The sequence below is a fragment of the Sphingobacteriales bacterium genome (genome assembly GCA_016711285.1).
Taxonomy (GTDB): Bacteria; Bacteroidota; Bacteroidia; order Chitinophagales; family UBA2359; genus JADJTG01.
In genome coordinates this window covers 115,341-138,796 of sequence record JADJTG010000016.1, presented here as the reverse complement: position 1 = coordinate 138,796, position 23,456 = coordinate 115,341, and the positions used below count along the sequence as shown (strand labels likewise).

Sequence of the window (23,456 nt, the reverse complement as noted above, 5' to 3'; positions counted from 1 at the left end):
AGGTACATTTCGCATACTACTAAAGTATGAATTTAGACAATAAATTATTTGAAAATAAATTATTTAATTACTAATAATCAAATTACAATGAGAGAAAAAATTTATTACTTAACCAAAAAGTCTGCTTTCCTATGGCAGCACACAATCAGGCGTTTGTTGAGCCTGTTGTTGTTGCTAGGTGGGCTTAACAAGTCAGTATTAGAATCCGCATTTAATTCGGATACCAACATTAGGGGTTCATTACAATTATTAGGAAATTCTTGTGTTGATAATGAGCCATGCGTATATGGTGTGCCCACATATTATGCGATTTGTATAAAAAGGCTTGGATGCTTTCTTTCTCAAAATAAATATGCAAAAACTGCTGTTCAAGCTAAAGCGAACTACTTTTTTATCAACTTTAAATATTGGAAATAATTCATGGATTACAAAATTAATCATTGGAGTATTTATAGACATCTGTTATACTCTTTAGCATATCTTTTTATAGTTTGCTATACGCTTGACGCTCAAATATCTGGCATTGTTTATTTTGATGGAAATAATGATGGTATCAAACAGAGTAATGAGGCAGGTTATAGAAACTTAACCGTCACTGCCTATAGTAGTTCGGGTGGTACTTTTTCAGGAGTTACAAATAACTCAGGTGCTTATGTCATCAATGGTACATCAAGTGCTACTATGTATAGAGTAGAATTATCTCTGCCATTTGGGTACAATGATGGAGCTTTTGGAAACCAATCTGGTTCATCTGTGCAGTTTGCTGCGGGTAATACCACAAATTTGGATTTTGGAATTTACTTGCCCAATAAATGCGATCCCGATCTATCCATTAGAGTGGTAACAGGTATGGGCTTGGCAGACGATGACTATTCCGTTAAATCGTGGGACTACTTTACTGACAGAAGAGATGTGGATAACATGGGAAGTAGTACTACTCCTCATACAGAGGATATTACATATCAGGAAGTAGGAGTTCCTTTCGGAGTAGCTGTCCAGAAAACAACGAAATTGCTTTATTTTAGTACAGTAGCTGCTACATTAACCAATATTTTTCCACAGGCACCCGATGGTATAGATGCTATTTATGTGGCAGACTATTCAGGACCAAATAATACTTATGTGGGAAATAAATTATTGACAAATTTGAGTAATTACGGAATTAGTACCTCTGCATTAAACCCTGTTGCCAATGAAATGGGGGAATATGGTTTGGGTGGAGTTGCGATTTCAAGCGATGGAAGATATTTGTATGTTATAAATATGGGTAAAGGAAATATAGCAAAAATAGACATATCCGGAGTTACTTTTGCCTCAATCCCTAGTGGAGGGTATACGAACCTTAATGTAAGTGAAATAAGTATAACTGGAGCTAATTGTTCGGGAGGTATATTTAGACCTTCAGCTTTATCAATAGAAGGAGAAAATCTATTTGTAGCAGGGGTATGTGATGCGTCTAATTCCTCTAATCTATCAGATTTGCGTCTGAGAGCATTAAGGACTAGTCTATCCAATATTTCTTTTGTTCAAGTATTAGATTATGACCTATCCACTTTTACGGGAGGGGGACTAAGAGCAGCCGGCTGGCCACAGCGTAAATGGAGTAATACTTGGAGTGGTACAGATAGTGAAGGCAGTTCTGGTGTGATACAGCCCTTAGTACCGTCTATTGCTTTTGATGATAATGGTTCTATGATAGTAGGTGTAACGAACAGGCAAGTTTTTGTAGATGGAGAAAGCGATAGAGAAACTGGGTATATGTTGCGAACCTGGCGTGAGAATAATGGTACTTTTACGGTTGAAAACGGAGGCGTATCAGGTCCTTATACTTCGGCGGCTAAGGGTTCATCAGCAAATGATGGAGGTTTACCCGGTTACTATGACGGAAGTGATGACCCTTCTACCGCAGGACCTGGTGATGATTGGTTTTTTGAGGTAGGGAGAACAACAAGCCACCCCTATCTATATAATGGGGGTGCTTTGGTGGTTCCTGGTACAGGATTGGTACTAGGGGGATTTACTGTGCCTGGAGAATCTAGTAGCCAAACGGGAGGGCGATACTTGGATTATACTACAGGTGTATCCATTTATGGAACTAGCATGGTAGGAATGAAGGCTTCTGTTATGGGAGATGTGGATGCAGTATGTAATGTAGCACCCATAGAAATTGGTAATCGTGTGTGGTTAGATAGCAATAGTAATGGGATACAAGATGGAGATGAGTTGGGGATTGCTGGTGTTCGCGTAGAACTCTATCAAGGAGCTACACTCTTGGCTTATGCTATAACAGATAGTGAGGGCAATTATATTTTTTCTAGTGAAAATAAAACTTCTACAATTAGTGCCATTTATGGTATAACAGGACTCAGCCAACTCTCTAATTATACGATTAGAGTACCAGATGTAATAGGTGGAAGTAAGCAATCTGCATTAGGAATTAATGAAATAACTTTAAGCAACCAGAGTGGTACGACGAATGATGAAACAGACAGAATAGATTCTGATGGAATTTTAAGTGGCAATCATGCAGAAGTATCTTTTACTACTGGTGCTTTTGGTAAAAACTCACACGTTTTTGATTTCGGATTTAGAGGAGCTCCTCCTTGCTCAACCATTACTATTTCTTCTGTTCAAACCCAACCCACTTGCGAAAATCCCAATGGAGGTTCGTCTGTTATTACTGCTTCGGGTGGTGTAAGCCCTTATAATTTTATTGTTAAAAAAGGCACAACTACTGTAGCCAGTGGTACGGGAAACACTTCTTATACGGCTACCAACCTTTCAGCAGATACCTATTCAGTAACTGTTGAAGATGCAAATGGTTGTGAAAAAAACGATTATACTTTTACTCTGAATGCACCAACCGGCTGTAGCTGTGAGGTGTTTTATTCAGTTGTAGATGCTTCTTGCGGACAATGCAACGGAGAAGTAGTATTAGATGCACCCGATGCATTAATCAACGGACAGAATCAATGGTACTTTGAATTTTTTAATAATGGTACTGCCACAGCACCAGTAGCTAAAATTAATGCTACCTATAATCCACCTGAAAGTTTTGAACAACTTTGTCCGGGTACTTATTCTGTAAAAGTAACCGGTAAAGCAGGTGCTATTAATGGTTGTATTCAGACTATTCCTAATATCATAGTTGGTGGAGGTACCAGTCCACAAGTGACCATTGTTCCTTCAGGAACACCTACTTGCGGCGGTTCTAATATTACACTAACAGCAACGATAAATGGCGGCACTCCTCCGGCAACTTACTCTTGGAGCAATGGCGCAACAGGAGCAAGTATCAGTGTAGGTTCGGGAACTTATACAGTTACTGCTACAGATGCCGAAGGTTATACCGGAACAGCTACCTATACTATAAGTATTCCTTCTGCACCAACTGTAACCATTGCAGCTTCCGGCTCGGCAAGTTGCACAGGCGGCATTGGTGGTGCCACTTTAACAGCCAATGTAACAAGCGGTACAGCACCCTATACTTATTTATGGAGTACCGGAGCTACTACACAAAGCATTAGCAGTGTAGCAGCAGGTACTTATACTGTTACAGTAAAAGACTCTAAAGGTTGCGAAGATGAAGCTACCTATACATTAGCTCCTGCCAACGCACCTACCGCTGCAATTAGTGCCACTGGTACTCCGGGTTGCAATGGAGCAGGTAATGCTCAATTGACAGCTACAGCAACAGGCGGTACGGCTCCTTATACCTATGTATGGAGTACGGGAGCTACAACAGCTTCTATTTCAGGTGTTGCAGCAGGTACTTATACTGTTACGGTAAAAGACTCTAAGGGTTGTGAAGATGATGCTACTTATACTTTGACTGATCCTTTAGCTCCCACAGTATCTATAGCCCCTACTGGAAATGTTACTTGTGATGGTGAGGGTGGTGTTACATTAACGGCTACTGCTTCAGGAGGTAAATCTCCTTATACCTATTTGTGGAGTACTGGTGCTACCGCACAAACTTTGACAAACGTAGGCGAAGGAACTTATCTTTTGACTGTAACTGATGCAAATAGTTGTACAGCAGAAGCATCATACACTGTTAATGCGCCTTCTCCAATTGCAGTAAATGTAATTGCAAAAACTGACGAAAGTTGTGACGGTAGTAATGACGGTACAGCTACTGTAACTGCTACCGGCGGCACACCTGCCTATACTATCCAATGGTCTTTGGACGGCACGGTAGTAAAAACAGGTGCAAGTGTAACCGGTTTGGCAGACGGTTTCTATACCGTTACCGTAACCGACAGCAAAGGTTGTAAGGGTTATGCCGAAGTAGAAATAGCACAAGGTATTATTTTAGCACCTTCATTAGATATTGATGATGCAGAGTGTGGTAAAAATAATGGCTCTATTACTATTTCTGTAGGCAGTGCAGGTACTTATACCTACACCTTAAATCCGGGTAATGTTACAGCTACAAGCGGTTCTTCTTATACTTTCGAACAACTTGCGGGTGGTACTTATACCATTGAAGTAAGTTCAACTGTCGGTTCTTGTTCTGAAACAATTTCTAATATTATTGTTTCCGGTCCAGACCAACCTGTGGTTGTATTTCAAGGTACACCTGTAAACTGCGAAAATAAAAATGGCAGCATCACAGCCACTGCAAGCGGTGGTTTAGCTCCATACACCTATACTTGGAGTACCGGAAAAACAGAAACCATCTCTGGTGCTTCTACCATCAATAATTTAACTCCGGGTACTTATTTATTGACCGTTGTAGATGCAGCAGGTTGTGAAGTGGAAGGGGCTTATAATTTAGATGAAAAAACGCCGGTAGTTGTTACTATCGCTTCTAAAACAGACGAGGTATGTGCCGGAGCAAATGACGGTACTGCTTCTGTATTGATTAGTGGCGGCAGCGGCACTTATGCTACCATAGAATGGAAACTCAACGGAACTACCGTAAAAACAGGCACTAATGTAAGCGGCTTGTCAGACGGTTTTTATACTGTAGTTGTTACCGACAGCGAAGGTTGTAAAGGAACTGCTACCGTAGAAATAGGTCCGGGATTGGAAGTTTCTCCTATTGCGCAAGTAGAGCCCGCCGATTGTGATAAAAACAATGGAACAATTACTGTATTGGCAGGTGCCCCGGGTAATTATACTTATGTATTAAATCCGGGCAATATTACTGCTACTACCGGTGCAAGTGCTGTATTTGAAAACTTAGCCGGCGGTACTTATAGTGTTACAGTTACTTCTTCTCAGGGTTGTAGCGGAACAGTAGAGGGTATCAATGTAGCCGGACCCGCTTCACCAAGTGTTACGGCACAAATAGTAACTGAAGTAAATTGCCTCAATCAAGGTGGCTCTATTACAGCTACTGCTATGGGCGGTACACCTCCATATACATTTACATGGAGCAATGGTGTGAACGAAGTAAAATCTACAGCACCTTATACTTCTACTATTTCTAATTTATTGGCAGGTTCTTATTCTGTTACAGTGAAAGATGCAAATGATTGTGTTGCAGTAACAGGAGAAACATTGATGCCTACCACTCCTATTGATATTATCATCACCGGTGTAACACACGAAACTTGTTATGGCGAAAATGATGGTACTGCTTCAGTGGAAGTAAGTGGCGGCACACCTGCTTATACCATTCTTTGGAAATTAAACGGGCAAACAGTTGCACAAAGTGCAAATGCCACCAACTTAAAACCCGGCTTTTATATTGTAGAAGTTACTGACAGCAAGGGCTGTAAAGAAACTATTAACTTGCAGATAGAGTCGGGCGTATCACCTACTGCAGGTACATTAATAGCACAAGAACCGGCTGACGGGCAAATTTGTTCCGAAGATAAACTGACAGCCATTACAGCTACACCTCCTACTATTCCTGCTGGTTATCAAGCCGCTTATCTGCTTTCTAAAGACGGCATTGTATTAGCGGTAAGTGCTATTCCTCAGTTTGGTTCAGGGTTAGCTCCCGGCGATTACAAAATCCACACTTTGGTGTATCAATCTACTACCTTTAATATAGGAAGTATTATACCCAACTCTACAACTATTAGTTCAGTAAACAGCCAGTTGTTGCAAGGCGGCGGTGATATTTGTGCCGCACTGTTGGTAAATGGTGCAATGTTTACCGTAGAAGACTGTAACGTAGATGTAGAACTCACCAAAACAGCCAGTGTTCCTTCCGGTTCTTCAGTGAAAATCGGAGATACTTATACTTATACGTTAAGTGTTGTAAATAAAGGTCCTGCTTTGGCTACCGGAGTAGTAGTAAGCGATGTATTGCCTTCACAAGTACAATTTGTATCTTCCAGTGGCGGCACTTATTCTCCGGGAACAGGCGAATGGAATGTAGGTAATTTGGCAGTAAATCAAACCAAAACACTTACAATTACCGTAACAGTAATTGCCGAAGGTGATATTTACAACAAAGCCGAAGTAAGTGAAATGGATCAAACAGATATTGACTCTGAGCCGGGCAACTTAGGTGATGCTCCTGCAGAAGATGATGAAGATGATTATCCATTAACAAGCGTAGGTATTGTGGATTTAGAATTGCAAAAAGATGTAAATCAATCGGTAGTGGGAGTAGGTGATGAAGTAACTTATACTATCACACTTACCAACCAAGGTCCTTCTGATGCTACCGGTGTAACTGTATCAGACCAATTGCCTGCTCAATTGCAATATGTATCTTCCGATGCTACGCAAGGTACATTCAGTGGCAGCACTTGGAATGTGGGCGATTTGAATGCCGGCAAAACAGTTACTTTAGAAATTACAGCTTTGGTGCTTCAACCGGGCGACATTATCAATATTGCACAAGTAGAAACCGTGGATCAAGAAGATGAAGATTCTACTCCGGGCAACGATGTGCCTACTGAAGACGACCAAGATGACGCACCTTTAGAAGCCAAACAAATTGATTTGGAATTAACCAAAACTGCAAATGCTACTGTAGTAAATGTAGGAGATACTTTTGATTACACAATTACTGTAAGCAATGAAGGACCTTCTGATGCTACCGGCGTGAGCGTATTGGATAATTTGCCAAGCGAAGTTCAATATGTTTCTTCTACAAGTTCTGTCGGTGCTTACAATACCAATACAGGTATTTGGACAATCGGCGATTTAGCTGTGAACGGCGAAGCTACTTTAACCGTAAAAGTAAAAGTATTGGAAGCTGGTTCGTTTAAAAATGTAGCACAAGTAGCAACAGCTAACGAACCGGATATTGACTCAACTCCTAATAACGACAATGGTGACCAAAGTGAAGATGACGAAGATGCCGTTCCGGTAGAAGGTGCTGCCGCCGACTTATCATTAGATAAATCGGTAAATGCAACGACCGTAGGTATCGGCGAAAACTTTGTTTATACTTTGGTAGTAACCAACGATGGTCCTTCTGCTGCAACAGGCGTGGAAGTAACCGACCAATTACCTGCTGAGGTACAATATGTAAGTGCTGACGGTACTTACAATGCTACTACAGGCGTTTGGACAGTTGGAAACGTAGCCGTAGGAGAATCTAAAACATTGAACATCACTGTAAAAATGTTGGTAGAAGCTGACGGTATCGTAAACTATGCCGAAATTACCAACTCCGACCAACCGGACACAGACTCAGAACCCAATAACGATAGCAATACCGAAGATGATGACGACCAAGTTATTATTGGTGGTATCGCCGCCGATTTGGAATTGGATAAAGTAGTAGATAAGTCAATAGTAAACTTAGGTGATACCGTTCGTTTTACTATTTTGGTAGAAAATAACGGTGGTGCCAATGCTACCGGAAGTTACAGTACTTGACCAACTTCCCTACCGGATTAACGTTCGTATATGCCGAACCAACCGTAGGTACTTATAACCCTACTACCGGAATTTGGACAATCGGTGAAATCTATGCCGGCGAACAAGAAAGAATGTACATTTATGCGATTGTTACTGAACGTGGTCCGATTGTAAATACGGCTCAGATTGAAACCGTTGACCAGCCCGACCCAGACAGTACACCGGGTAATGATGACCCTACCGAAGACGACCAAGATAATGAGCCGGTTCAGGCAAAACAAATTGACCTTGAGCTCTTGAAGACAGCAGATGCTACTGCTGTAAATGTGGGAGATGAATTTACATATACTATCACATTGAGCAACGAAGGCCCAGATGTAGCTACGGGTGTAAGCGTTTTAGATGATTTGCCTACACAAGTACAATACATCAGTGCAACTGCTTCTCAGGGTGCTTTCAACAATAATACCAGCACTTGGACAGTGGGTACTTTAGAAGTTGGAGCAACAGTCACTTTGGATATTACCGTTAAAGTTTTGGAAGGTGGAAGCTTTGAGAATGTAGCGCAAGTTGCTACTGCCAATGAGCAAGATATAGACTCTACTCCAAATAATGACAATGGCGACCAAAGCGAAGACGAAGAAGATGCGGTAGTAGTTGAAGGCAAACAAATTGATTTGGAATTGCAAAAAACTGCCAGTGCTCAAGAAGTGGGTGTAGGTGAGCAATTTACATATACTATTACACTTGTCAATAAAGGTCCGAGCGATGCTACCGGCGTAGCAGTAACCGACCAATTGCCCGCTGGAGTTACTTTTGTAAGCGCAGCTCCGAACACATATAACGCTGCTACCGGCGTTTGGACAATTGGCAATTTAGCTGCCGGTGCTTCTACTTCATTGAATATTACTGTTACTCTAAATGTAGAAGATATTGTAATCAACTACGCTCAAGTATCTGCTGCCAACGAACCGGATATAGATTCTGAACCCGGCGACAACAGCGATACTCAAGACGATGATGATGAAGTAACTGTTGGCGGTATTGCTGCCGATTTGGAATTGGATAAAGATGTAGATAAAAACATTGTTAATTTAGGAGATACCGTAATGTTTACCATTTTGGTAGAAAACAATGGTGGTGCTAATGCTACCGGTGTAACGGTATCAGACCAATTACCTGCCGGATTGACATTTGTATCCTACGATGCAACTTTGGGTGTTTATAACGATGCAAGTGGTATCTGGACAATCGGTGAAATTTATGCAGGCGAATTTGAGGTATTGCACATTTTTGCTACCGTTAACAGCACCGCCAATATCACCAATATTGCCCAAATAGAAACTGTGGATCAACCTGATCCGGACAGCACACCGGGTAATGATGACCCTACCGAAGACGACCAAGATGCAGAAACGGTAGGTGCAAAACAAATTGATTTGGAACTCACCAAAACAGTTGATGTAACAAGTGGTGTATTGGGCGATGAGTTTACTTATACCATTACAGTTACCAACGAGGGTCCAAGCGATGCTACGGGTGTAGTAATAGGAGATAATTTACCAGCCGAAGTTATTTATATAACACACGGTCAAACAACTGGTTATTATAATCCTGTTTCAAGTTTTTGGACTGTGGGCAACTTAGCGGTAGGAACTACACAAACTCTAACGATTACTGTTCGTGCTACTGAAGAAGCGCAAGGTATTAAAAACATTGCTCAGGTAGTGGCTGCCAATGAACCGGATATAGATTCTACACCAAACAACGACAACGGTGACCAAAGCGAAGATGATGAAGATGCAGTTATCATTGACATCACTCCATTGGGCAGCATTGGTGATTATGTATGGTTAGATGAAGACGGCGATGGTGTACAAGATGCAGGCGAACAGGGTATTCCGAATGTAACGGTAACCTTGACCTATCCTGATGGCACAACAGCAACGACTACCACAGACGGTACAGGACATTATATCTTTGAAGACCTTCCTGCGGGCAACTACGTTGTTACAGTAGGCACAGGTCCTGATGGTACAGCCTTAACTACTCCTGCAACAGACAACGTAAGTTTGGGAGCAGGTGAAGACTATGTAGATGCAGACTTCGGATTCGATGGTGCTTCTTTAGGCAACTATGTATGGCTTGATGAAAATGCCAATGGTATCCAAGATTCAGGAGAAGAAGGAATAGATGGAGTAGTTGTAAACTTATTAGATGCCGCAGGCAATCAAATAGCAACTACAACTACTTCAAACGGTGGTTATTACATATTTAATGTAGAACCGGGACAATATATAGTAGAGTTTGTAGCACCTTCAGGTTACGAGCCAACTCAACAAGGCGGCGGAGATAACCAAAACAATACGGACAGCAATGCGAATACCACAACGGGTCAAACAGCAATCATCACAATTAGTGCGGGTGAAAACGATATGACGATAGATGCAGGTTATACTCCATTGGGCAGCATTGGTGATTATGTATGGTTAGATGTAGATGGCGATGGTGTACAAGATGCAGGTGAGCAAGGTATTCCGAATGTAACGGTAACCTTGACCTATCCTGATGGAACAACAGCAACGACTACCACAGACGGTACAGGACATTATATCTTTGAAGACCTTCCTGCGGGCAACTATGTTGTTACAGTAGGCACGGGTCCTGACGGCACAGCTTTGACAACACCAGCTACAGACAACGTAAGTTTGGGAGCAGGTGAAGATTATGTAGATGCAGACTTTGGTTTTGATGGTGAGTTGATAGATTTAGAATTGGCAAAAACAAGCAATGTAACCACAGCAGTGATAGGCGATATTATCACCTATACATTGACATTGAGTTGAGCATTCAGGCTCAAGTGTTGAGTGGTGGTTCAATTAAGAACATAGCACAAGTATCATCATCAGATCAGGAGGATATAGATTCTACACCAAACAACGACAACGGTGACCAAAGCGAAGATGATGAAGATGCAGCGACAGTAGAAGCACAAGAATTGGGCAGCATCGGTGATTATGTATGGTTAGATGAAGACGGTGATGGTGTGCAAGATGCAGGCGAGCAGGGTATTCCGAATGTAACGGTAACCTTGACCTATCCTGATGGCACAACAGCAACGACTACCACAGACGGTACAGGACATTATATCTTTGAAGACCTTCCTGCGGGCAACTACGTTGTTACAGTAGGCACGGGTCCTGACGGCACCGGCTTAACAACCAATGGAACAGTAAATGTAAGTTTAGATGCAGGTGAAGATTTTACAACTGCTGACTTCGGATTTGATACAGCTTCTTTGGGTAATTATGTATGGCTTGATGAAAATGCCAATGGCTTACAAGATAGTGGCGAACCCGGTATTGATGGGGTAGTTGTTACTTTATTAGATGCCGCAGGTAATGTAATTTCAAGCACTACTACTTCTAATGGAGGTTATTACTTATTTGATAATTTAGATCCCGGACAATATATTGTTCAGTTTACTACACCTGATGGATACAATGCTACTTCGTTAGGTGGTGGTGATAACCAAAACAATACAGACAGTAATGCCAATACAACAACGGGTCAAACTGCTGTAATTACTTTAAGTGCGGGCGAAAACGATATGACCATAGATGCAGGCTACACTCAATTGGGTAGTATCGGTGATTATGTATGGTTAGATGTAGATGGTGATGGCGTGCAAGATGCAGGCGAGCAAGGTATTTCGAATGTAACGGTAACCTTGACCTATCCTGATGGCACAACAGCAACGACTACCACAGACGGCACAGGCCACTACATCTTTGAAGACCTACCTGCGGGCAACTACGTTGTTACAGTAGGCACAGGTCCTGACGGCACAACATTGACAACACCAGCTACAGACAACGTAAGTTTAGGAGCAGGTGAAGACTATGTAGATGCAGACTTTGGCTTTGACGGTGAGTTGATAGATTTAGAATTGCAAAAAACCAGTGAGGCTCCGGCTACTTTGGTAATCGGCGATACTTTTAACTATGTACTTACTTTAACTAATGAAGGTCCCGGCGATGCTACAGGCGTTGTTGTCTTAGATCAATTACCTTCACAAGTGTCTTATGTAAGCTCTACTGCTACAGCGGGTTCTTACAATGCCGCTACAGGTAACTGGACAGTAGGCAACTTGGCTGCCGGACAAACAGCTACTGTAACTATTCAGGTGAAAGTAGAAGAAACTGGAACTTTCAAAAACATAGCACAAGTGATTGCTGCCGACCAAGATGATATAGATTCTACACCGAACAACGATAATGGCGACCAAAGCGAAGATGATGAAGATGCAGCTACAACTTCTACTTATGGAGTGGCTGATTTGAATTTGACCAAAGTTGCTAATAAAGAAATGGTGGGTGTGGGTGAAAATATCACATATACTATTACAGTATGTAACGACGGACCTTCAACAGCTACTAATGTTGTAGTAACTGAGCAATTACCTGCTTCTTTAACTTTTGTTAGTGCAGATGAAACTACAGGTAATTATAATAATGCCAATGGTTTATGGTCTATCACATCTATCAGTGTAGGTACTTGTGAAACATTAAACATTATTGCTACGGTTAATCAGGCGGGCGACATTAATAATACAGCTCAAGTGACAGACTCCGACCAATCTGATCCGGACTCTACACCGAATAACAATAATCCTGACGAAGACGACCAAGATGATACAACCGTATCTGCTCAACAGATAGATTTGTCATTGACTAAAACTGCCAATGCTACTACAGTTAATGTAGGCGATTTATTAATCTATACATTGTCGGTGAGCAATCAAGGTCCAAGTACAGCTACTAATGTTCAGGTATTTGATCAATTACCAGGCAATGTAACTTATGTAACTTCAAGTGGTAGTGGAATTTTTAGTCCGGGTGCTTCTGTTTGGACAATAGGCACAATTCCGGCTGGTGAAACCAAAACCATTAATATCACAGTACAAGTGATGAAAGCGGGCAGCTTCATCAATACAGCACAAGTAAGTAATGCAGACCAACCAGATGTAGATTCTACTCCTGCCAACAATAATCCTACCGAAGATGATCAGGATAGTGTAGAAGCTACAGGAACGCAGATAGATTTATCATTGACTAAAACAGCCAATAATACACAAGTAGGATTAGGTGAAAATATTACCTATACTCTAACCTTGAGCAATAGCGGAAACAGCAATGCAACAGGTGTGGTTGTGACTGATAAATTACCTGCCGGATTAACTTTTGTAAGCGCAACTCCTGCCGGAGTATATAACGCTGCAACCGGTGTATGGACAGCAGGTGCAGTAGCAGCAGGTAGTTCTGTAACTTTAAGTATCACAGCTACCGTAAATGTTGAAAACCAAGCTATTACTAACTATGCACAGGTAACTGCCGCAGACCAGCCAGATGTAGATTCAGAGCCGAATGATAACAGCACTACACAAGATGATGATGATGCTATTACCATTGGTTCTACTGCTGCCGACCTCGAAATTGATAAGTTCGTGAATAATGCGACTGTCAACTTGGGTGACGAAGTAGTATTTACTATTGTGTTGGAAAATAATGGTGGTGCTAATGCTACAAATGTAACAGTAGAAGACCAATTACCTGCCGGATTAACTTATGTATCTTCCGAAGCTACAGTAGGCTCTTACAATGCAGCCACAGGCATTTGGAATGTAGGTGAAATTTATGCGGGCGAAGAAGAAAAATTATTCATTACTGTACAAGTAAACAGCATTACCGGCGTGAATAATATTGCACAAGTAGCTACTTCTGATCAAACAGACCCAGACAGTACTCCGGGTAATGATATAGCAGAAGAAGATGATCAAGACGATGCCACTGTTTCTGCACAGGCTATTGATCTTGAATTGAATAAAGTAGCGAATGCTACAGTAGTAAATGTAGGCGATACCTTTAACTATACCCTCACAGTAAACAACGAAGGACCTTCTAACGCTACGGGCGTAGTTGTATTTGAAAACCTTCCAAGTGGTGTAAGTTATGTGAGCCATACCGCTTCTACCGGTATTTATAGCCAACAAACCAGTCAATGGGTAATTGGCAATTTACCAAAAGGTGAAACCGAAACTTTAATCATTACAGTGCGTGTAGAGCAAGCTGGTGAAATCGAAAACGTAGCTCAGGTGAGCAACGCCGACCAACCTGATATCGACTCTACTCCGGGCAATGATGACGGTAACCAAAGCGAAGATGATGAAGATGCAATTACAGTAACCGGCTCACAAATAGATTTGAGTCTGACTAAAACTGCTTCTGCAACACAAGTAGGAATAGGACAAACTGTTACTTACACAGTTGAAGTATGTAACGACGGACCTTCCGATGCTACAGGTATATTGGTAGTAGATTACTTGCCGCCTCAATGCGAATATGTATCTTCTAATGGTATATTTAACCCAGCAACGGGTGAATGGAACGTTGGAACAGTAGCAGCAGGTACTTGCAAATCTATCGAGATTCAATGTGTAGTGACAGAAGAGGGTCCAATGACCAATTGCGCAGAGATTACAGATTCAGACCAACCTGATGCTGATTCTTCTCCTGGATATAGTTGCGAATGTGAAGATGATGATGATTGCGTGACTATCAACGGTATTGGCGCAGATTTATCATTGACCAAATCAGTAGATAAATCAGTAGTAAATGTAGGTGATAACGTTGTTTTTGAAATTGAAGTAAAAAATAGCGGTTCTGCAAATGCTACAGGTGTAACAGTTTCTGATGTTTTACCTGCTGGATTGACCTTTGTTACTTCTGATGCCAGCACAGGTTCTTATGCTGCTGCAACAGGAATTTGGACAATTGGTAATTTGGGTGCAAGTGATATAGAAACCTTGTTGATTACAGCCACCGTAACTGGTGTGGGTCCGTTCAGCAACGTAGCGCAAGTAGCTGCTTCAAATGAAAGCGATCCTGACAGTACACCGGGTAATAACATAGCTGCTGAAGACGATCAGGACAATGCTACTGTAAGTGCTAAACAAATTGACTTGGAATTGACCAAAGTGATTACAGGTACTTCATTAGGATTAGAAATCGGTGATGTGGTAGAGTATGCTATTACTGTATCTAACGAAGGTCCTTCCAATGCCACTGGTGTAGCTATACAAGATATTTTACCGCAAGGTTTAGATTTTGCAGGTTATACAGCTACGGCAGGTTCTTATAATACAAATACAGGAATTTGGACTATCGGAAACCTTGCTAATGGAGCTAATGCAATATTGAATATGTCAGCTACCATTACAACCGCCGGTACTTTCCGCAACAATGCACAAGTAATTGCGGCTAATGAACCGGATATTGATTCTGCTCCAAATAATGATAATGGCGACCAAAGTGAAGATGACGAAGACGGTAAAACAATTACTGTAGGTGCGCCTACTGCTGACCTTGAATTGACAAAAGTTGCTGATAAAGCAACAGTAACAGTAGGTGATGAATTCAATTATACACTTACTTTGACCAACCAAGGACCAAATGTAGCTACCGGAGCAGAGGTGTTTGACCTGTTACCAAGCGGCGTGAGCTATGTAAGTAGCAACGCATCAATGGGTACTTATAATCCGAATACTGCTTTATGGACAGTAGGAAATGTACCTGTGGGTGAAACTGAAACTTTGACTATAAAAGTAAAAGTACAAAGTGCAGGTAGTTTGGTAAATATTGCACAAGTAAGCTCAGTAAATGAAAATGACCCTGATTCTACTCCAAACAACAGCAACCCTGATGAAGACGACCAAGATAGCGCAACTACAACTGCTACAGAACCGACTGCATCAATGGTGGACTTAGAGTTGAGCAAAACAGTGAATCAAGCGTTGGTGAAAGTAGGTGACAACTTCAACTATACACTGACATTGACAAACGAAGGACCAGATGCAGCAACAGGCGTACAAGTATTTGACTTGTTGCCAAGCGGTGTAAGCCATGTGAGCAACACAGCAAGCACAGGAACTTATAGTCCGGCAACAGGTATATGGAATATCGGCACTATGAACGCTGGTGCAACAGCTATCTTAGTGATTGTAGTGAAAGCACAATCTGCTGGCAGTATGACGAATGTAGCGCAAGTGAGTGCGGCGAATGAATCAGATATAGATTCTACCCCGAACAACAGCGATGCAACGGAAGACGATCAGGATAGTGTAAACACTACAGTGACCGAACCTACAACTCCTGTAGCAGATTTGGAATTACAAAAAACTGCTTCACAAGCTTTGTTGAATATTGGCGACCAGTTTATTTATACGATAACATTAACTAACCAAGGTCCTAATACGGCAACATCTATCGTTGTAAATGAAGACTTGCCAAGTGGTGTAAATTATATCAGTTATACAAGCAGCACAGGTATTTATAGTAACGCTACCGGAACTTGGACTATTCCAAGTTTGGCAGTAGGCACAGTAGCTACTTTGAATATATTAGTTGAAGCTGTAAGTATAAATGGTACAACAAACGTGGCACAAGTAGCAAGTGTAAATGAATTAGATGTTGATAGCACACCAGGTAATAATGATCCTACAGAAGATGATCAAGATGAAATTTCAGTAATTATTCTTGATCCGAATAGTACAGAACCTATAACAGACTTAGAGTTGAGCAAAACAGCGAATCAATCTTTGGTAAAAGTAGGAGACAACTTCAACTACACCTTGACATTGACGAACGAAGGACCAGATGCAGCGACAGGTGTACAAGTATTTGACTTGTTGCCAAGTGGTGTAAGCTATGTGAGCAGCAATGCGAGCACAGGCACATACAGTCCTGCAACAGGAATATGGAATATCGGCGGAATGAATGCGGGAGCTACGGCTACATTGGTAATCGTGGTAAAAGCCCAAGCTGCTGGCAGTATGACGAATGTAGCGCAAGTGAGTTCAGCGAATGAGTCAGATATCGATTCTACCCCGAACAACAGCAATGCAACGGAAGATGATCAAGATAGTGTAGTTACAACAGTGACCGAACCTACAGCCCCAGTAGCAGATTTGAGTTTGACGAAAACATCAAATGCGACAGTGGTATCACAGGGCGATGAGTTCAGCTACACAATTACATTGAGCAATCAGGGACCGGATGCAGCTACAGGCGTAGCAGTGTTGGAAAGTTTACCGGGCGGATTGAGCTATGTGAGCCATACAGCGAGTGCGGGCGCATATAATGCAGCAAGCGGATTGTGGACACTACCAAGTGTAGGAGTAGGCAGCACAGCGACGTTGAACATAGTAGTCACAGCAACAGGCAGTGGCACAACGAACAACGTAGCGCAAGTGGTGGCATCAAATGAGAATGATCCGGACAGCACACCAGGAAATGGCGATGCAACCGAAGACGATCAGGACAATCAGGTGGTGAATATCACAGAGCCAACAGAGCCGATGGTTGATTTAGAGTTGAGCAAAACAGCGAATCAATCTTTGGTAAAAGTAGGCGACAACTTCAACTACACCTTGACATTGACGAATGAAGGACCAGATGCAGCGACAGGTGTACAAGTATTTGACTTGTTGCCAAGTGGTGTAAGCTATGTGAGCAGCAATGCGAGCACAGGCACATACAGTCCTGGAACTGGGATATGGAATATCGGCGGAATGAACGTTGGAGCTACGGCTACATTGGTAATCGTGGTAAAAGCCCAAGCTGCCGGCAGTATGACGAATGTAGCACAAGTGAGTGCGGCGAATGAATCAGATATAGATTCTACCCCGAACAACAGTAATGGAACGGAAGATGATCAGGATAGTGTAGTTACAACAGTGACCGAACCTACAGCCCCAGTAGCAGATTTGAGTTTGACGAAAACATCAAATGCGACAGTGGTATCACAAGGCGACGAGTTCAGCTACACAATTACATTGAGCAATCAGGGACCAGATGCAGCTACAGGCGTAGCAGTGATAGAGAACTTGCCAAGCGGATTGAGCTATGTAAGCCATACAGCAAGTGCAGGTGTATATAACACATCAAGCGGATTGTGGACACTTCCAAGTGTAGGCTCAGGCAGCACAGCGACGTTGAACATAGTAGTCACAGCGACAGGCAGTGGCACAACGAACAACGTAGCGCAAGTGGTGGCATCAAATGAGAATGATCCGGACAGCACACCAGGAAATGGCGATGCAACCGAAGACGATCAGGACAATCAGGTGGTGAATATCACAGAGCCAACAGAGCCGATGGTTGATTTAGAGTTGAGCAAAACAGCGAATCAATCTTTGGTAAAAGTAGGCGACAACTTCAACTACACCTTGACATTGACGAATGAAGGACCAGATGCAGCGACAGGTGTACAAGTATTTGACTTGTTACCAAGTGGTGTAAGCTATGTGAGCAGCAATGCGAGCACAGGCACATACAGTCCTGGAACTGGGATATGGAATATCGGCGGAATGAACGTTGGAGCTACGGCTACATTGGTAATCGTGGTAAAAGCCCAAGCTGCCGGCAGTATGACGAACGTAGCACAAGTGAGTGCGGCGAATGAATCAGATATAGATTCTACCCCGAACAACAGTAATGGAACGGAAGATGATCAGGATAGTGTAGTTACAACAGTGACCGAACCTACAGCCCCAGTAGCAGATTTGAGTTTGACGAAAACATCAAATGCGACAGTGGTATCACAAGGCGACGAGTTCAGCTACACAATTACATTGAGCAATCAGGGACCAGATGCAGCTACAGGCGTAGGAGTTATAGAGAACTTGCCAAGCGGATTGAGCTATGTGAGCCATACAGCGAGTGCAGGTGTATATAACACAGCAAGCGGATTATGGACACTACCAAGTGTAGGAGCAGGTAGCACAGCGACGTTGAACATAGTAGTCACAGCGACAGGCAGTGGCACAACGAACAACGTAGCGCAAGTGGTGGCATCAAATGAGAATGATCCGGACAGCACACCAGGAAATGGCGATGCAACCGAAGACGATCAGGACAATCAGGTGGTGAATATCACAGAGCCAACAGAGCCGATGGTTGATTTAGAGTTGAGCAAAACAGCGAATCAATCTTTGGTAAAAGTAGGCGACAACTTCAACTACACCTTGACATTGACGAATGAAGGACCAGATGCAGCGACAGGTGTACAAGTATTTGACTTGTTGCCAAGTGGTGTAAGCTATGTGAGCAGCAATGCGAGCACAGGCACATACAGTCCTGGAACTGGGATATGGAATATCGGCGGAATGAACGTTGGAGCTACGGCTACATTGGTAATCGTGGTAAAGCCCAAGCTGCCGGCAGTATGACGAATGTAGCACAAGTGAGTGCGGCGAATGAATCAGATATAGATTCTACCCCGAACAACAGTAATGGAACGGAAGATGATCAGGATAGTGTAGTTACAACAGTGACCGAACCTACAGCCCCAGTAGCAGATTTGAGTTTGACGAAAACATCAAATGCGACAGTGGTATCACAAGGCGACGAGTTCAGCTACACAATTACATTGAGCAATCAGGGACCAGATGCAGCTACAGGCGTAGGAGTTATAGAGAACTTGCCAAGCGGATTGAGCTATGTGAGCCATACAGCGAGTGCAGGTGTATATAACACAGCAAGCGGATTATGGACACTACCAAGTGTAGGAGCAGGTAGCACAGCGACGTTGAACATAGTAGTCACAGCAACAGGCAGTGGCACAACGAACAACGTAGCGCAAGTGGTGGCATCAAATGAGAATGATCCGGACAGCACACCAGGAAATGGCGATGCAACCGAAGACGATCAGGACAATCAGGTGGTGAATATCACAGAGCCAACAGAGCCGATGGTTGATTTAGAGTTGAGCAAAACAGCGAATCAATCTTTGGTAAAAGTAGGCGACAACTTCAACTACACCTTGACATTGACGAATGAAGGACCAGATGCAGCGACAGGTGTACAAGTATTTGACTTGTTGCCAAGTGGTGTAAGCTATGTGAGCAGCAATGCGAGCACAGGCACATACAGTCCTGGAACTGGGATATGGAATATCGGCGGAATGAACGTTGGAGCTACGGCTACATTGGTAATCGTGGTAAAAGCCCAAGCTGCCGGCAGTATGACGAATGTAGCACAAGTGAGTGCGGCGAATGAATCAGATATAGATTCTACCCCGAACAACAGTAATGGAACGGAAGATGATCAGGATAGTGTAGTTACAACAGTGACCGAACCTACAGCCCCAGTAGCAGATTTGAGTTTGACGAAAACATCAAATGCGACAGTGGTATCACAAGGCGACGAGTTCAGCTACACAATTACATTGAGCAATCAGGGACCAGATGCAGCTACAGGCGTAGGAGTTATAGAGAACTTGCCAAGCGGATTGAGCTATGTGAGCCATACAGCGAGTGCAGGTGTATATAACACAGCAAGCGGATTATGGACACTACCAAGTGTAGGAGCAGGTAGCACAGCGACGTTGAACATAGTAGTCACAGCAACAGGCAGTGGCACAACGAACAACGTAGCGCAAGTGGTGGCATCAAATGAGAATGATCCGGACAGCACACCAGGAAATGGCGATGCAACCGAAGACGATCAGGACAATCAGGTGGTGAATATCACAGAGCCGGGTGTTCCGACAGCGGATTTAGAATTGACTAAAGTATCGAGTAAAGTAGTAGCCCAAATTGGCGAACCATTTACTTATACTATAACACTTACTAACCAAGGACCAGATGCAGCAACAGGCATTAAAGTATTGGAAAACTTGCCAAATAATTTACAATACAACAGCCATACAACTTCTAATGGTTCTTATAATACTGTAACCAGGCGAATGGAGTATCAGTAATTTGGCGGTAGGTTCTGTAGCTACTTTGACAATTGAAGTAGAAGCTATTGAAGCAGGTTCAACCTTAAATATTGCACAAGTGACTGACTCTGACCAAACAGATCCGGATTCGACACCAAATAACAGCAACCCGAATGAAGATGACCAAGACGAATCAAGTGTTACTATTAGCGAACCTAATACTCCATTGATTGATTTGGAATTGGATAAAGCAGCAAATAAAGCTTCTGTAAATGTAGGTGAAACATTTATTTACACCATTACAGTTACCAATGAAGGACCAGATGCTGCTACCGGAGTAGCTGTATTTGATAACTTGCCTACAAGCGTTCAGTTTGTCAGTGCAAGTGCAAATATGGGTACTTATAGTGAAGGTACTGATGTATGGAATATTGGAAACTTACCTGTAGGTGGAATTGCAACTTTAACTATTAATGTAAAAGCTACAACCCTGGTAATGTTAAAAACGTAGCTCAGGTATCTGCTGCTAACCAAGCTGATATTGATTCTACTCCAAGCAATGATAACGGCGACCAGAGTGAAGATGATGAAGATGCAGTGGAAGTAAATGTTATCAATCCGAATGCTGACTTATCATTGAATAAGTATTCAGTTACTAATGGTGGTTCTATACATATAGGTGACCAATTCACTTATTATATTGAAGTAACAAATAATGGACCTGCCAATGCTACAAATGTTACAGTATCAGAACAATTACCAAGTGGCGTAACGTATGTATCATACAATTCAAGTGCAGGTACTTATAATTTGTCAAATGGTAGTTGGAATATCGGTACAATTGCAAATGGACAAACAGCCACTTTGCAAATTACAGTAACAGCTACCGGAGCAGGTACAGTGACGAATATTGCACAAGTACAAAGTTCTGACCAAAACGACCCTGACAGCACACCGGGTAACAATAACCCGAATGAAGATGATCAGGAAGGTGACACTGTAGAAGTATTGCCAAACAATATTGACTTAACCTTAAATAAAGCTTCTAATACCAATGGAAGCGTTAACGTAGGTGATGCAGTAACATACTACATTGAAGTTAAAAATGAAAGCAATACCAACGCAACAGGTGTGATGGTGACAGATATATTGCCTGCCGGCTTAAGCTATCAATCGCATAATACGGCTAACGGCTCTTATGTTCCTGCCAGCGGTCTTTGGACTATCGGCAACTTGAATGCAGGTGCTACGGCTATGTTGAGTATTAATGTAACTGTAACAGGCGAAGGTACTATCACCAATATTGCAGAAGTAGCAGATGCTGACCAAACCGATACAGATTCTACTCCAAACAACGGTAATCCGAATGAAGATGACCAAGACAACGATGTAATTACGGTACAACCGCAAAATATTGACTTGGAATTGGATAAATACTCTTTGACTTCAGGTACTGTACAGGCAGGTCAACAATTCTCTTATTTCTTAGAGTTGAAAAATGAAGGACCTGCTACTGCAACAGGAGTGACAGTGATGGATAAATTGCCTTCTACCGTAAATTATGTAAGCTACAGCACCGCTAACGGAACTTATGATGCTGCGAGCGGAGTGTGGAATGTAGGTACTGTTCCGGCAGGTGCTACTATCTACTTGCAAATTGTGGTGACAGCAAACGGTACAGGTAATATTTACAATGTCGCTGAAGTAACTGCTGCTAATCAAACTGATATTGACTCTACACCGGGTAATAATAACCCGACAGAAGATGATTATCAGACCGATTATGTAGTAGTACCGACTACTGGTCAAGGTATTGACGTATCAGTTAATAAATATTGTTTGTTGAGTTCTAATGCTCAGGTAGGCGATGCTATAATTTATGTAGTAGAAGTAAGCAACCAAGGTCCACAAACCGCAACAGGTGTGGTATTATTGGATAAATTGCCAAGCAGCGTAACTTATACATCTGCAACAACTACAGTAGGTTCTTATGATGCAGTTACCGGTCTTTGGACTATCGGTAATGTACCTGCCGGAACTACTGTTACATTGAACATTAATGGTGTGGTAAATACCTATGGAACTATCGTTAATATGGCTGAAATTATTGCTCATAACGAAAATGATATAGATTCAACACCAAATAACAATGTGTTATCTGAAGATGATCAAGACGATGATATTATTGAGGTACAACAACCTAATAGTTCTATTGACCTTGAGTTGCAAAAATCATTGGCACTAAGCGGTAATACAGTTACTTTGAATAGTATTTTTAGTTATTCATTGAATATTAAAAACGAAGGACCTGATGCTGCTACGGGTGTAATTGTTCAAGATATTTTGCCTGCGGGTGTAGAATATCAAAGTTCTAACGGACAAGGCACTTATACATCTAACACTTCATTGTGGTTGGTAGGTGACTTGGCAGTCGGACAAACAAAATACATAACAATTACAGTAAAAGCAACATCTTTGGGTACAATTACTAATATGGCACAGGTAAATGCTGCAAATCAGCAAGACATTGACTCTACGCCAAATAATAGCAATGCTAACGAAGATGATCAAGACCAAGTAACAGTGAACGTAATTGAACCATTTACACCAACTGCTGACTTAGAATTGCAAAAAACAGCCAGTGTAACTTCAGTGAATGTAGGAGGAACGATTACTTATACTCTACAGCTTACAAATAAAGGACCAAATCCTGCTACCGGAGTACAAGTTAAAGATCAACTACCTGCAGGCTTGATGTTTGTTTCTGCTATCACAAGTGCAGGTACTTACAACAGCAATACTGGTATTTGGAGCATTAATAGTGTACCAGTAGGTCAAACAGTTACTTTGACTCTTACAACAACAGCACAAAACGAAGGCTCTATTAAAAACATTGCTGA

The 23,456-nt window shown here is 42.2% G+C and carries 5 protein-coding genes and 4 pseudogenes; all 9 read left to right on the top strand.

Annotated features, from left to right (window positions below):
- The first annotated feature begins 420 nt into the window (after nt 1-420).
- Complete coding sequence (locus tag IPL35_15755) at nt 421-7,794, top strand: DUF11 domain-containing protein (GenBank protein MBK8444764.1); 7,374 nt, start codon at nt 421-423, stop codon at nt 7,792-7,794.
- A complete protein-coding gene (locus IPL35_15750; protein MBK8444763.1) occupies nt 7,791-10,622 on the top strand; it encodes a DUF11 domain-containing protein in 2,832 nt (943 codons plus the stop codon). The genes IPL35_15755 and IPL35_15750 overlap by 4 nt, the downstream gene beginning before the upstream one ends.
- Nucleotides 10,619-19,063, top strand: coding sequence for a DUF11 domain-containing protein (locus IPL35_15745; GenBank protein MBK8444762.1), 8,445 nt, complete (start codon nt 10,619-10,621; stop codon nt 19,061-19,063). Before IPL35_15750 ends, IPL35_15745 begins: the two co-directional genes overlap by 4 nt.
- Nucleotides 18,985-20,595 carry a DUF11 domain-containing protein gene (locus tag IPL35_15740; GenBank protein MBK8444761.1) on the top strand — a complete coding sequence of 537 codons (1,611 nt, stop codon included), beginning with the start codon at nt 18,985-18,987 and terminating at the stop codon, nt 20,593-20,595. The genes IPL35_15745 and IPL35_15740 overlap by 79 nt, the downstream gene beginning before the upstream one ends.
- 1 nt (nt 20,596) lies before the next feature.
- Nucleotides 20,597-21,067: a DUF11 domain-containing protein gene (locus IPL35_15735; protein ID MBK8444760.1), complete on the top strand. Its 471-nt coding sequence runs from the start codon at nt 20,597-20,599 to the stop codon at nt 21,065-21,067.
- Between the two features lie 299 nt (nt 21,068-21,366).
- Nucleotides 21,367-21,861: pseudogene (locus IPL35_15730) on the top strand (DUF11 domain-containing protein).
- 303 nt (nt 21,862-22,164) lie between these two features.
- Nucleotides 22,165-22,638: pseudogene (locus tag IPL35_15725) on the top strand (DUF11 domain-containing protein).
- Between the two features lie 12 nt (nt 22,639-22,650).
- Nucleotides 22,651-23,040 (top strand): annotated as a pseudogene (locus IPL35_15720) (DUF11 domain-containing protein).
- Between the two features lie 9 nt (nt 23,041-23,049).
- A pseudogene (locus IPL35_15715) lies at nt 23,050-23,439 on the top strand (DUF11 domain-containing protein).
- Nucleotides 23,440-23,456: the final 17 nt, after the last annotated feature.